Raw genomic sequence first — 15,315 nt, 5'->3', positions numbered from 1 at the left:
AGGCTGTATGTGATTATAATACAAGAATAAATTCAGCTTTCGAAAGGATACACGCCCATGGATGAACTGGTAACCTTGTTTTTACTCGTCGTTTTCTTAGTTTTTCTGGGCGTCATCGGTGGTTGGGTTGCTTTCTTTCGAACTAAAGACCTACGCCAACGTGTTAGCTACCTGGAAGCTGAACTGCAAAAACTGACTCAAATAACAAAGCAGCCAGTCATCAAGCCCGCCCAACAAAGGCCTTTGGTTGATACTGCTCAAAATACTGACCAAACCTTAGCCAACAAGGAGGTTGAACCCGCCTCCGATGAGGCTCCTCGCGAGGATACGCGCCCCGCTTATGATCACTGGCAACCCTCGTCACCACAACAGGCCAAAGGTTCAACCAATGCTGGCGCAGCTAGCGACCGCGCACAACACGTTACCTCCCAACAAGCATCAGCTTTTTTTAAGCATTTAAAACAAAACTGGCTAACCTGGGTCGGCGGTTTATGTGTAGGTTTGTCTGGGATTTTCTTAGTTAAATACTCAATCGATCAAGGCTTACTGGGGCCTGAGGCTCGAATTGCGCTAGCTATTTTCATGGGAATTAGCTTCCACGGGCTAGCTTTTTGGCTCAAAGGCCGGCTTAACTTTAATAGCGACGCGGTTGCGGCATTAGCGGGCGGCGCAAGTATTACGTTATATGCTGCAATATTGGCTGCACTGCACCTTTACAACCTTTTCTCTCCGACTCTCGTGTTTATTCTTCTCGCCTGTATTTCAATAGGCACTATGCTACTAGCCTTAGTCTATGGACCGGTGCTTGCGGCAATTGGTATTTTAGGCGCTTATATCGTTCCTATCCTCGTTAATACCGGCAGCAATAATGTGGCAGGAGCGCTCATCTACAGTGCCATTATTACGCTGTCTGCCTTCGCCCTCTTTCGCTATGTTTTTCGTCGGTGGTTATGGGTTGGCGTTATCCTAGCATCTACCGCTTGGTGGCTCATTGCCTACAATGAATCAGTTTCACTCTCTATATTACTGAGCTATTTAATAGTCATGGGTTATTCAGTACTGGCTATACGTACCGGCAATTGGGCGCTGAACCAACACGATACTCTACCAAACAGCCGCACGATTTGGCACGCACTGTATCGACAATATAAACGCCTTGCGCCCGATGAAATTTATACGAATGGAGTGCTTGCCCTACTCACGTTGGCTTGGCTGACCGTCGGTATGCAGCACACACTTAGTACCGCCGACAAAATTATTGCGATGGCCTTTTTTGGACTCCTTTTCTTCATCTGCAAACAACGCCCTAGCGTGGCATTTTTACCGCTATTAGCCATTACTGGATTTACCCTAGTAGCCGCTTTAGGCTATTGGTCTCCTGACTATGTTCGACTTTTACCGCAAGCGACTATTGCTCAATTGTTAATTGGCATAAGTATCATTTCAGCCTTAGGCGCTTACTGGAATTTAATTCAAACTCGTTTCCAAGGCTATTGGAGCGCCCTAGCGACATTGACTCCAGTAGTTATGATGAGCTTGGCTTACTTACGCTTAGAAGGCTTTGCGAATGATTGGCAATGGGCCACTGCGGCGTTGATATTAGCAATTTTTTACTCCGCGCTAGCCAAACAATTGGTCAAGGTACGTTGGTCAGACTTAATGGTCGTATCTGTCTTGTTGGCCGCCCACTTCGCATATTCGTTAGCCGCTGTTATTCTGTTATCCGATGCACACTTAACGCTCGCACTGTCAATCCAGCTTATTAGCCTATGCTATTTAAATAACCGTTATCCTATTCCCGTGCTTGTCCCTTGCGTCAAGCTTCTCGTCATCGGCATCGTTTTACGACTCACGCTAAATCCATACTTACCCAATTATGCATTAACGCCGCATTGGCCAATTTGGGTGTTTGGTGGGCCCTTTATTTGCAGCGTTCTGGCTTGGCGGCTTCTGCCGAGCTCTAACCAATTACAAGGTTGGCTGCAAGGCGCCTCACTTCACCTTTTATCGTTAACCGTCATCGCTGAAACTCGCTATCTAATTTATGGCGGTGATGTCTTCCATCTTGATTTTACCCAGCGCGAGGCGGCTATAAACACATTAATATGGGGCTCACTGGGTTTAGTTTATTGGTATCGCAGCACACTGTCCGGCTCCTTAATTCGTCTTTACCAGATAGCCGCCAGTACACTGCTAATAGGAGCACTAGCCAATTACTTATTTGGCTCGGTATTAGCGTTCAACCCACTATTCCACAAAAGCACATGGTTAACTGACACCCCTATTTTTAATACGTTACTACTCATGTATTTGTTACCAACTATCTTACTGGTACTTGCTTACTTCACGTTACCAAAACGGCTTTCAAAAGTTTTATTAGGATTAGTAGCCGCTAGTAGTTTCCTGTTAATCAACTTAGAAATACGGCACCTTTGGCACGGCGCAGCGATGCTAATCAGTGATGGAACAGAGCAAGGTGAGCTCTATACTTACTCCATGGTGTGGTTAGGTATTAGCATTGCCATTCTAGCCCTAGCGATACAGGTTAAATCCGCGCTTATTTACCGTACAGGTATGCTAGTACTCATGTGTGTAGTGGCTAAGATTTTCCTTATTGATATGTCAGGTCTCAGTGGCCTGTTACGGGTCACGTCCTTCCTTGGTCTAGGTTTATGCTTATTAGGAATAGCCTTACTGCATCAAAAAATAGGCTTTGGATCAAATACAGCACAGCCGAGGGAAACTGAATAAAGGATGCCGACAATAAAAAGGCGCTCACTTAAGGCGCCTTTTTATTATGTGGGAATAAAACCGCTAATTATTGCAACGTTAACTGATATACCGTGGTACTACCGGACACTTCGTTAGCAACAACCAATAATGGGTTACCATTCGGACTTTCTTCTGCACTAATAAATCGCATGCCTTCTGGCGCTACATCACCCTGTACTTCTTCATCGAGGCTACGGTCGATATTCTCAACGTAATCGACAAACTGAACACCGTACGGATTAGTAACGTCATAAACCATAATACCGCTTGTACGCTCTAACCCTACAAAAGCATACGTGCGTTCACCAATGGTCCCTAAGGTCATTGCTTCTGGCTCAGCGCCCTTATCATCACTGCGCTTATCTTCGCCATTAAATAGCAACCCTAAGCGGCCCGCTGTAATTTTCCCAATGTCTGAATGACTGTCAAACACTTGCATTCCATCAGCCCAAATTGAGAACGAACGCGCTCCGTAATTGTGGATCACATCAATATCACCATCACCATCGGTATCGCCCGTTGCAGTAGTGACTTTCAGACGCCCCAACTGTTCCTCATCTTGCGCCGCCGCATATGAGGCATTATCAGCATCTAGCAAGTTACCATCAATGAGGTCTTCTGCTCTCTCTTCTTCCGAGTAAGCATCGTAATCGCGTGAATCACCTTCGTTCGCCGTAAACACGAGATCCATACCCATGTAAGACATCGTTGCAATCGTATCAGGCTGATACATACCAACCACGCCCTCATGCAATGCGAAGTTGATAGCATCATCTTTATCACTTGCATCTATCTCATTACCTGCCTCTGAGAAGTCTTTTGTACCCAGCGCATAAATGGCAGTGATAGATAGCGTTTCTAAATCAAGCTCAGCTATAGCATTTGCCTCTTGCAGAGCAACAAATGCTTTACTGCTATCAGAGTTAATAGCGATATATTCAGGTTCTAAATCTTGAGCAACAGTCGCACCGGGGCCAAATATGCGAACTTCGTTAGACAGTTCATCATGACGACTGCCGCCCACGTTAAACGCCGTAAAATCTAATGTAGTAGCAGTCGTTGCCGGAACGCCATTAGTCACAGAGATAACAGAAACTGACCCTTCTGGATCCACTGTATAATCACTGTTTGGCTCGCCTTCATTGGCTACCAATACCTTAGTCCCGTCGGGTGTGAACTTAACCATATCGGGCAAAGCTCCCACTGTTACAAAACTAATAAAGCTTGGCGTTGCCCCACTAACATCGTAAAAAGCAATGATGCCGTTAGCTTGTTTGTCGTCGTTTTCAACCGCTACAGCCAGTAAGTTATCATGAACCGACACACTATTTGCGGCCCCTAATTCAACACTTGTCACATCCGCTTGAACGTCCAATGTACCAACCAAAGCAAGGTTGTTTAAAGCAACAGCGTTATCAACAGAAGTGTTAGTCAAAGATGACAAGTCTAAGATATCGACTTTTTTGTTATTAGCGTTAACAACAAACACTCGTTCAGAAGCCGCATGATAGTCAACAATTTCTGCGGCGCTTTCATCAAAAACACCTGACTCATAGCGGCCAACAACCGACATTGATAAACGTTGAGGAGCTGCCGTGGCTTTCATTGCCGCAGGAGTAGGTAAAATAGTAATGATGGATTCTTCGCCAGCAATACCAAAATCGTTGTCATTGATGAGCAGCAGATGATCCGCATCCAGTAACGCGATACCTTCTACTTTAGCTGGCAAGCTAGAATCAGACGGCATGTCAGTCAAGGAGTTAAATACAAGCTCTTTAGTAACGGGTACTGCATCCAATGCTGATGGATCAAATACTTGTTCTAACGTTTTTGATTCATCACTTTCGGGAGCCATAACCGTAGCGTCACTAATGTCCGTAGACATAATGTTGTCACCAGTGGCCAACGAAATACGATAGAGCTTTGTCGTATTAGTGATACGCTCTAAAATTACTAAATCGTCATCCCCGATCGCAAGCATCTCTGACACTTTGACATTATTTTGCTTAGTAGAAACATCGCCATTACCTTCAGTATCAGCAAAACTTTGTGGGTAATCTAACTCGTAAACATACTCACCAGCTTGAGCACCTAAGGAGCCATCAGCATTTAGAGCATACTTAAAAACACGCAAGTGACGTGAGCTTTTATAGGCATCAGCATCTGGGTTGGCTAACGGGCTTTGCATGGCAAAATATAAAGCATCTTCATCTGGAGACAGTGCGATAGACTCAATGCCACGGTTTAATTTGCGCTTTTTTAATACATCCGGCAGCGCACCACTGACGGGGTAACCCGCATCTGATAAATCCGCTGCTACTGACGCAGGTACTACGCGCTCGATGATTTCACCCGTTGCACTAACATGCACAATGGACGGCCCATACTCTTCAGAAATCCAAAAAGTACCATCACTTAACTTAACCAGCGCTTCCGGATCTAATCCATTATTATCAAAATCTAAAGAAGCCCCAGTTAAATCAAACGCACCTTCAGTGCCCGTTGAAACTAAGTCATTCGTCAAACCACTGACCACTGTACCGTCTGTTTTTTTCAGAGTAATGGTCTCAATAGCCTCAGCCGAGTAATTCCCCGGTGTTCCAGATAGCTTCCACTTTACAATCATCGGGGCAAAATCAGCGACTGGGAAAATTTTACCGTCTTCATTGCCCGCGCCACATAACTCATCCACACCCAATATATTCGCAGAATCACCACACGCTATATTAGGGCCTCGATCCGTGATGGTATAAAACTCTGATGCGCTGTCAGCCGACGCGTGGTATGCACCGCTGCCATAGCCTATGGTTAACGGCAAGCTCGCCTCAACACCATCTTTCTCATAGGTGACGACTTGCAAATCAGCATCTACATTAAGAGAAGCGACAGAGCCTTGAGCCACATCTAAAGAAAAAGAGGACGAATCATCATCTGACGAATTACAACCGACCAATAATGCCGACGTAATAGCTGTTGCTAAAACCGTGTGCTGAAAGCGCATATCTACTCCAAGGATGCTTAGTAAAAAGATCGAGTTTAATCAGAGCAGATGTCTAAAAGGATACAGAAATATGACGGTTAGATGACGCAACAAAACGATTAAATTTAATCGATAAATGAACTTTAAAATCTGAGAATCTTCTAAACATTATAAATGCTTCAAAAAGGGAGAGCGGTTATTTCTACCATCGATAAAATGTCATCTATCATGCGCTACTTAACATGGATTATTGCATTAATAATGCTCACCATGTTTTTTAGTAACTGGCTGGAAAAACAAAGAAACCCAAACCAGTACTTGATGACATCTCATACCAATGCCGAACCTGTCATTTTGAATAGAAATCGACAAGGACATTACGTTGCAACTGGCATGATCAATCAGCAACCTGTTGTCTTTTTATTAGACACCGGCGCTACCGTGTTAAGCATCCCAGAAAATATCGCCAACAAATTAAAGTTAGAAGCCGGCGCAAGCACACGTGTGTCGACTGCGAACGGAAGTATTTCCGTACACCGCACGAACCTTGAACAAGTGCAATTAGGAAACATTGTGCTAAAAAATGTTGAGGCTCACATCAACCCTTATATGGATGGCGATACTGTATTACTGGGTATGAGCTTTCTCAAATATCTTGAATTAAGGCAGCTAGGAAACACATTAACATTAAGTGTTCCAACACAGACCCATATCGACACGCAGCTGTAATTATTGCCGCTAGGAAAAAGAAACCCAAACCACAGCAAAAAATAGATACAAAAAAGGCAGCCTAAGCTGCCTTTTTTAACGAGCCAAACTCACTGAATTATTTCCAGCCAGTAATCTCGCCTAATGCAACACCGATATCTGCCAAAGAGCGAACCGTTTTAACACCAGCATCTTCAAGTGCAGCAAACTTCTCATCTGCTGTACCTTTACCGCCAGAGATGATCGCACCAGCATGTCCCATACGCTTACCAGCAGGTGCAGTTACACCAGCGATGTAAGATACTACAGGCTTAGTTACGTTAGCTTTGATATAAGCAGCCGCTTCTTCTTCAGCACTACCACCGATTTCACCGATCATAACGATCGCTTCAGTCTTAGGATCTTTTTCGAACATTTCTAGAATATCGATAAAGTTAGAGCCTGGGATTGGGTCGCCACCGATACCAACACAAGTTGATTGGCCGAAACCAGCATCAGTTGTTTGCTTAACAGCTTCGTAAGTTAGTGTACCTGAACGAGATACGATACCTACTTTACCTGGCAAGTGAATGTGGCCAGGCATGATACCAATTTTACATTCGCCCGGAGTGATAACACCTGGGCAGTTAGGGCCGATTAAACGCACACCTAGCTCGTCGCACTTCACTTTACATTGCAACATATCCATTACAGGAATGTGCTCAGTGATACATACGATCAGCTTGATACCCGCATTAGCTGCTTCAAGGATAGAATCCTTACAAAACGGAGCAGGTACGTAAATCACAGATGCATCAGCACCCGTAGCTTCTACAGCTTCAGCAACCGTATTGAATACAGGCAAACCAAGGTGCTCAGTACCGCCTTTGCCTGGTGTAACACCACCAACCATTTGCGTACCGTAAGCAATAGCTTGCTCAGAGTGAAAAGTACCCTGACCACCAGTAAAACCCTGACAGATAACTTTAGTATCTTTGTTAATCAGAATGGCCATTATTATTTACCCTCCGCTGCTTTAACTGCTTGTTGAGCAGCATCAGTCAAACTTGTTGCAGCGATGATAGCCAAACCAGATTCTGCTAGACGCTGCGCACCCAATTCTGCGTTGTTACCTTCTAAACGTACAACGACAGGAATAGTTACACCTACTTCCTGAACTGCACCAATGATACCGTCTGCAATCAAGTCACAACGAACGATACCACCAAAGATGTTAACCAGAACGGCTTTAACTTTTGTGTCTTCCAGAATGATTTTAAACGCTTCAGTAACACGTTCTTTAGTTGCACCACCACCAACGTCTAGGAAGTTAGCAGGGAAACCACCGTGTAAAGAAACGATGTCCATTGTGCCCATTGCAAGGCCAGCACCGTTTACCATGCAACCGATGTTACCTGTTAGCGCAACGTAGTTAAGATCCCACTCTGCAGCGCGAGCTTCACGCTCATCATCCTGTGAAGGATCGTGCATTTCTTGAAGATCTTTGTGACGGTAAATAGCGTTACCATCGATAACGATTTTGGCGTCTAGGCAATGAAGGTTGCCAGCTTCAGTAATAACCAAAGGGTTAATTTCTAAAAGAGCCAAATCTTTTTCTTCAAACATTTTCGCCAGACCTAGGAAGATCTTAGTGAACTGTTTGATTTGATCGCCAACTAGACCAAGCTTAAACGCTAAGTCACGCGCTTGATAAGGCTGAGCGCCTGTTAGCGGATCGATAGACGCTTTAAGGATTTTCTCTGGAGTTTCTTCAGCAACCTTCTCGATTTCGACACCACCTTCAGTAGATGCCATGAAAACGATGCTACGAGTAGAACGATCCACAACCGCACCCAAGTACAATTCTTGAGCGATGTCTGTGCATGTTTCAACTAAAATTTTAGAAACTGGCTGACCGTTTTCGTCAGTTTGGTAAGTTACTAAGTTCTTACCTAACCAGTTAGCAGCAAATTCTTTTGCCGCTTCAGGTGTTTCAACCAGCTTTACGCCGCCCGCTTTACCGCGGCCGCCTGCGTGAACCTGAGCTTTAACAACCCATTTATCACCACCGATTTTTTGAGCAGCTTCTGCCGCTGCCTCTGGAGTGTCTACCGCGTAACCTTTAGATACTGGCAGACCATATTGAGCAAACAGTTGTTTGCCTTGGTACTCGTGAAGATTCATGCTCTAGTCCGTTGTGTTGTCACTGATAAATCCGAAGGGTTTGCCCTCCGGGGCCACAAGGCTTATGACAAGCTCTCGCAATATCGGCCGAACTTGTGGTTCGGCCGAAACTATGAATATGTACTAATTTAACGCTTTTTACGATTAGCCATATGGATAGCGTGATTATCCACAGCTAATGCAGCTTCGTGTATTGCTTCACTGACTGTAGGGTGAGCAAAAACAGTCATCTGTAGGTCTTCTGCACTTGAACAGAATTCCATAGCGATAGCCGCTTGGCCAATCAACTCAGAAGCAATAGCGCTTACGATATGAACACCCAATACACGATCAGTTTCTTCATCGGCAATCATTTTTACAAAGCCATCTGTAGCGTTAGACGCCATAGCACGGCCATTTGCTGCAAATGGGAATTTACCGACTTTAATTTTTACACCTTCCGCTTTCAGTTCTTGCTCAGTCTTACCAACCCAAGCCAACTCAGGGTACGTGTAAATGATGTTAGGAATAACATCATAGTTAAGAGCGGCTTTATGACCTGCAATGATATCTGCAACCATAATGCCTTCTTCAGATGCTTTATGAGCCAACATAGGTCCACGAACGCTATCACCGATTGCGTAAACACCTGGAACCTCTGTTCGGCAGTTTTCATCAACAAAGATAAAACCACGCTCATCAAGCTTAACGCCAGAATCACCAGCCAACAAACCGTTTGTTTGTGGACGACGGCCAACAGCAACGATGAGCTTATCTACGATGATTTCTTTATCGCCTTCAGCATCAGTGAATTTAACCTTCACTTCTTTGCCGTCAATAATTTCTGTGCCTGTGCAACGTGCACCTAACTTGATGTCTAGATTTTGCTTTTTCAGCAGCTTAGCCGCTTCTTTAGCTACATCTTGATCCGCTAGTGCTAAGAAAGAATCCATTGCTTCCAGTACAGTTACTTCTGTACCCAAACGAGCCCATACTGAACCCATCTCTAGACCGATTACACCGGCACCAATAACGCCCAAACGCTTTGGTGTTTCAGAGATATCAAGTGCACCTGCGTTATCAAGAATTAAACCTTCTGTTAACGGAGCTGGTGGAATCTCAACAGGTACGGAGCCAGAAGCCAAAATAACGTTATCAGCGTCATATACGGTCGCCGTGCCATCAGCTGCAGTCACTTCAACTTGCTTACCAGCTAACAACTTACCCATACCTTGCAGGGTAGTTACACCGTTCGCTTTGAACAACCCAGTAATACCACCGGTTAAGTTTTTAACGATCTTATCTTTGCGAGCGACCATCTGTTTAACGTCCATTTGGACGTCACCAGCATTAATACCGTGAACAGAGAAATCATGAGCCGCTTCATGGAACTTGTGAGTTGATTCCAGTAACGCTTTAGAAGGAATACAACCAACGTTTAAACAAGTACCACCTAAAACAGCAGCACCTTTTTCATCAACCCATTTTTCAACACATGCTGTTTTCAAACCTAATTGTGCAGCGCGAATTGCAGCAACATAACCACCAGGGCCTGCACCAATAACGATAACATCAAATTTCTGTGACATTGATCTACCTATTAATTTCGTTGATTACGGGTGTACATTAAACGTCAAGAAGCATACGTGCTGGATCTTCCAGCAAGTCCTTGATTGTCACCAAGAATTGTACCGCTTCTTTACCGTCAATCATACGATGGTCGTAAGACAGTGCCAGATACATCATTGGCAAAATTTCAACCTGACCGTTTACAGCCATTGGGCGGTCTTGGATTTTGTGCATACCCAAGATAGCCGTTTGTGGCGGATTCAAGATTGGCGTAGACATTAACGAGCCGAATACACCACCGTTCGTGATAGTAAACGTACCGCCTTGCATATCATTTAGACCCAGCTTACCGTCACGACCGCGAAGACCAAAGTCGCGTATCGTTGATTCAACATCAGCCAAGCTCATGCTATCAGTGTCGCGCAATACCGGAACCATCAAACCACGATCTGTAGATACGGCAACACCGATATCTTGATAGCCATGGTAAACCATGTCATTACCATCGATAGATGCGTTTACAGCAGGGAAACGTTTTAGTGCCTCAGTTGCCGCTTTAACAAAGAATGACATGAAACCTAAACGTGTACCGTTATGCGTTTTCTCAAACAAATCTTTGTACTGCTTACGCAATTCCATAATCGGCTTCATATTAACTTCGTTATACGTTGTTAACATGGCCGCATTTTGCTGCGCATCAACTAGGCGCTTAGCAATAGTTGCACGTAAGCGAGTCATTGGAACACGTTTTTCAACACGCTCACCCGCTGCAACATTAACGCTAACCGCTGGAGCTGCAGGAGCCGGTGCAGCTGCCGCTGCCGGAGCTGCTGCCGCTGGTTGTGCACCAGAATTCATGAAATTCTGGACGTCTTCTTTAGTAATGCCGCCATTCTTTCCTGTACCAGGAATTTTAGACGCATCGAGGCCGTGCTCATCAATTAACTTACGAGCCGCTGGACCTACTTTATCAGCGTCACCTGCTGGAGCAGAGTCAGCTGCTGGTGAAGCATCAGCCGCTGGAGCAGCAGAGCCTGCAGCGCCGGCTTCAAATACAGCAATTACTTCATCACTAAGAACGGTATCGCCTTCGCCCTTGAGGATTTCTTTGATTACACCGTCTTCTGGCGCAACCACTTCTAATACAACTTTATCTGTTTCAATATCAACAATCAGTTCATCTGCTGAACATGCTTCGCCTGGCTGCTTGTGCCATGTAGCGACGGTGCCATCCGCAACCGATTCAGGGAAAGTAGGAGCTTTAATTTCGATGGACATGTGCATTCCTTAACTATACTCAGAAAGCCGCCCCCGAGGGGCAGCTTGATCATTAACCGTTAATGGCGTCGTTAACCAATTTTTCTTGCTGCTCAACGTGAACAGAGATGTAACCAACCGCTGGAGCCGCTGCGGCAGGACGGCCAACGCCCTCCAATTGCAACGCAGGATTGTGCATCTTCAATGAAGCGCGCATATGATGCTGAGTGCAGTACCATGCACCCTGGTTCATAGGCTCTTCTTGACACCACACAACTGATTCGAGGTTAGTGTAATCTTTGATTGTCTCAGCAAGAATATCTTCTGGGAACGGGTAAAGCTGCTCGATACGAACGATAGCAACATCATCCTTTTCGAGTTCAGCACGACGATTATAAAGATCGTAATATACCTTACCGCCACATAGGACGACACGTTTTACTTTCTTAGGATCGAGGTTATCCGTTTCAGGAATGACAGGCTGGAAGCTACCTTCAGCCAAGTCTTCCAAAGTAGATACTGCTTGCTTATGACGCAACAAGCTCTTAGGAGACATTACAATTAACGGCTTACGCAGCGGACGAATGATCTGACGACGTAATAAATGATAAATTTGTGCAGGTGTAGTTGGCGTACACACTTGAATATTATGTTCTGCACTCATTTGTAAGAAGCGCTCAAGACGTGCAGATGAATGCTCCGGACCCTGACCTTCAAAACCATGAGGCAATAACATAGTTAAACCACACAAGCGTTGCCATTTATGCTCGCCACTTGTAATGAACTGATCAATTACAACCTGAGCGCCGTTAGCGAAATCACCAAACTGCGCTTCCCAAATAACCATTGAGTTAGGCATAGTTGTGGCATAGCCGTATTCAAATCCCAGCACAGCTTCTTCTGATAATAACGAGTCATACAGGGTTAAACGTGGCTGCCCTTCAGATAAATTAGCTAAAGGCACATACGTTTCTGCTGTTTTTTGGTCATGAAGAACAGCATGACGATGCGAGAACGTTCCGCGACCTACGTCTTGGCCAGTCAAGCGAACAGGATGCCCTTGCGCTAACATAGTGGCGTAAGCTAATGATTCAGCCATACCCCAGTTAAGCTCCATCGCACCTGCTGCCATTTTCAAACGATCATCAATGATCTTCTGAACTTGGCGCTGAACTGTAAAGCCTTGAGGAGTTTGGCAAATCTTATTACCTAATTCTTGCAGCAATTTGATATCAACGGTTGTATCGCAATCAAACGACCAGCTATGGCCTAGGTAAGGCTTCCAATCGACAAACAGCTCTGTGTTAGGCTCTTTGACGAGTGATAACGCAACGTGCTCACCATTCTCTAATGATTGACGGTAGTTACGCTCAAGCTCTTTGCTCTCTTCAGCAGTAACAACACCCTGTGCAATCATGGCATCGGAATATAGCTCACGAACTGATTTATGCTTTTTAATTTCAGCATACATCAACGGCTGTGTACCAGACGGCTCATCCGCTTCGTTATGTCCACGACGACGATAACAAACTAAGTCGATAACAACGTCTTTGTGGAACTCGTTACGATAATCAACAGCAACCTGAGTCACAAAACGAACAGCTTCAGGGTCGTCACCATTGACGTGGAAAATGGGTGCTTGAACAATCTTAGCGACATCTGTGCAGTATTCTGTCGAGCGTGCATCTTCACGCTTGCTTGTTGTAAAACCAACCTGGTTGTTAACAACAATATGAATAGTACCGCCTGTTTTGTAAGCTCGCGTTTGAGACATTTGGAACGTCTCCATCACGACACCTTGACCGGCGAATGCTGCATCACCGTGGATGCTAACAGGCACTACAGATGTACCAACAGTGTCATCACGACGGTCTTGACGTGCTCGAACAGAGCCCTCAACAACCGGCGCTACGATTTCCAAATGCGATGGGTTAAACGCCATAGCAATATGGACTTCGCCGCCTTCTGTCATAACGTTTGAAGAGAAACCTTGGTGGTATTTAACGTCACCAGATGTATCAAGGGTTTTCTTACCTTCAAACTCACTGAACAATTCAGCGGGGTTTTTACCAAAGATGTTAACCAATGTATTCAGGCGGCCACGGTGAGCCATACCAATTACAATCTCTTTAGCACCCTGCTTACCTGCACGCTGTATTAAGGTATTCAAAGAAACGATGAGAGACTCACCACCTTCTAAACCAAAACGCTTCGCACCGGCGTAACGAGAACCTAGGTATTTTTCTAAACCTTCTGCAGCAGTTAAACGCTCCAGAATCATCTTTTTCTTTTCGACTTCTACTTCAGGGTGCGCTCTAACTGGCTCAATACGAGATTGCAACCAACGCTTTTCCTGAGTATCAACAATGTGCATATATTCTGCACCAACTGTTGAACAGTAAGTCTTTTTCAGATCTTCAACGATCGACTTCAGTGGAGCTTCTTCTGTACCAAAAAACAACGATCCAAGCTGGAAAGTAGTGTCGTAGTCTGATTCTGAAAGCTCATGAAAACGCAGTGCCAAATCAGGAACATCTTCACGCTGTAATTGATGCAAAGGATCAATTTCAGCCATTTGATGACCGCGCACACGGTAAGCGTTGATCATTCGTAAAACACGAACCTGCTTTTTCTCATGATCAGAAGATACACTAGCAACTTCGACCGGATGAGAACGGCTCTGGTTTTTAGAAAGATAGAGGAAGTGCTCTCGCACAGGAGAGTGAGGGACATCCTGAGAAATTGATTCGCCGGTTTTTGGCAGCTTATCAAATTCATCACGCCATTCTTGCGAAACGGCATTAGGATCCATCAGATATGTTTCGTATAGCTGCTCCACATAGGAAAGATTACCACCATAGAGGTGGGCATTTTTCCAAAGCAACTCCATTACGCCTTCTTGCATTAGTTGATCACCCTGGCTCGAGGGACTTTTCTTACGCAGCCGGGATTGCACCATACCCGACAGGAAATATGCGCAGACGCCCCTTCTTTTGTTTCCGTTGTTACCACTCAACATTACCACGTGCATGCATGGAAATGCGGGGACATTGTACGACTTTTCAAACCGCCTTTATATATCTATTAGTCGTGTATTCTAAATAAAATAGCGGTTTTGAAGCATAAGCGGCTTTATTAACCAAAAAAAACGGCACCCTAGGGTGCCGTTAGATTCTTAAGTCGCCTGATTAATCAGCATGTTTCTAATTTTACCGATTGCCTTAGTCGGGTTAAGACCTTTAGGACAAACATTCACACAGTTCATGATGCCATGGCAGCGGAACACCGAGAATGGATCGTCCAGCTCAGCCAAACGCTCACGAGTAGCCGTGTCACGCGTATCAGCCAAGAAGCGATAAGCTTGCAACAAACCTGATGGCCCGATGAACTTATCAGGGTTCCACCAGAACGATGGGCACGCTGTAGAACAACAAGCACACAAAATACACTCGTATAGGCCATCTAGTTCAGCACGCTCTTCAGGAGACTGAAGACGCTCAATAGCTGGCGCCGGTGTATCATTGATTAAGAACGGTTTGATTTTCTCATACTGCTTATAGAACTGAGACATGTCGATAACCAAGTCGCGAATTACTGGCAAGCCAGGCAAAGGACGAAGTACCAATTTGTCATTAGTAACAACAGCCGACAAAGGCGTGATACATGCCAAACCGTTTTTACCGTTCATATTCATACCGTCTGAACCACATACACCTTCACGGCATGAACGACGGTAGCCCAAACTTGGATCTTTCTCTTTAAGCAAGTTAAGCAAATCCAAGACCATGATGTCTTTACCACCAGGGATATCAATGTGGATATCCTGCATGTACGGAGCATCATCGGTCTCAGGGTTGTAACGATATACGCTAACTAACATAGCAACC

The 15,315-nt window shown here is 45.0% G+C and carries 9 protein-coding genes; 2 read left to right on the top strand and 7 right to left on the bottom strand.

Annotated features, from left to right (window positions below):
• Positions 1-57: 57 nt before the first annotated feature.
• A complete protein-coding gene (locus tag OW491_RS11465) occupies positions 58-2,751 on the top strand; it encodes a DUF2339 domain-containing protein (protein ID WP_290036082.1) in 2,694 nt (897 codons plus the stop codon).
• 67 nt (positions 2,752-2,818) lie between these two features.
• On the opposite strand, the gene OW491_RS11460 is transcribed toward OW491_RS11465, so the two are convergent.
• Positions 2,819-5,773: a choice-of-anchor I family protein gene (locus OW491_RS11460; protein WP_290036081.1), complete on the bottom strand. Its 2,955-nt coding sequence runs from the start codon at positions 5,771-5,773 to the stop codon at positions 2,819-2,821.
• Positions 5,774-5,926: 153 nt separating this feature from the next.
• On the opposite strand from OW491_RS11460, the gene OW491_RS11455 reads away from it, so the two are divergent.
• Positions 5,927-6,481 (top strand): TIGR02281 family clan AA aspartic protease, encoded by a 555-nt coding sequence (locus OW491_RS11455; protein WP_290036080.1) that lies wholly within the window; start codon positions 5,927-5,929, stop codon positions 6,479-6,481.
• Positions 6,482-6,578: 97 nt separating this feature from the next.
• Here OW491_RS11455 and sucD read toward each other — a convergent pair whose 3' ends face one another.
• The 6 genes from sucD to OW491_RS11425 all read right to left on the bottom strand — a co-directional run bounded on the left by sucD (position 6,579) and on the right by OW491_RS11425 (position 15,308).
• Positions 6,579-7,454, bottom strand: a complete 876-nt coding sequence (gene sucD / locus OW491_RS11450) for a succinate--CoA ligase subunit alpha (protein ID WP_075171998.1) — start codon at positions 7,452-7,454, stop codon at positions 6,579-6,581.
• A gap of 2 nt (positions 7,455-7,456) precedes the next feature.
• Positions 7,457-8,623: an ADP-forming succinate--CoA ligase subunit beta gene (gene sucC / locus OW491_RS11445; protein ID WP_075171997.1), complete on the bottom strand. Its 1,167-nt coding sequence runs from the start codon at positions 8,621-8,623 to the stop codon at positions 7,457-7,459.
• A gap of 128 nt (positions 8,624-8,751) precedes the next feature.
• Positions 8,752-10,191: a dihydrolipoyl dehydrogenase gene (gene lpdA / locus OW491_RS11440; RefSeq protein WP_075171996.1), complete on the bottom strand. Its 1,440-nt coding sequence runs from the start codon at positions 10,189-10,191 to the stop codon at positions 8,752-8,754.
• A 37-nt stretch (positions 10,192-10,228) separates the two neighbouring features.
• Positions 10,229-11,449, bottom strand: coding sequence for a 2-oxoglutarate dehydrogenase complex dihydrolipoyllysine-residue succinyltransferase (gene odhB, locus OW491_RS11435; protein ID WP_075171995.1), 1,221 nt, complete (start codon positions 11,447-11,449; stop codon positions 10,229-10,231).
• 52 nt (positions 11,450-11,501) lie between these two features.
• The gene (locus tag OW491_RS11430; RefSeq protein ID WP_083609949.1) at positions 11,502-14,333 is read right to left on the bottom strand and encodes a 2-oxoglutarate dehydrogenase E1 component; all 2,832 of its coding nucleotides are present in this window, start codon (positions 14,331-14,333) and stop codon (positions 11,502-11,504) included.
• A 270-nt stretch (positions 14,334-14,603) separates the two neighbouring features.
• Positions 14,604-15,308 (bottom strand): succinate dehydrogenase iron-sulfur subunit, encoded by a 705-nt coding sequence (locus OW491_RS11425; protein ID WP_075171994.1) that lies wholly within the window; start codon positions 15,306-15,308, stop codon positions 14,604-14,606.
• Positions 15,309-15,315 lie beyond the last annotated feature (7 nt).

This window comes from Neptunomonas sp. CHC150 (assembly GCF_030397555.1).
GTDB classification, from domain to species: domain Bacteria; phylum Pseudomonadota; class Gammaproteobacteria; order Pseudomonadales; family Balneatricaceae; genus Neptunomonas; species Neptunomonas phycophila.
This window is presented reverse-complemented; position numbering and strand designations above follow the sequence as displayed.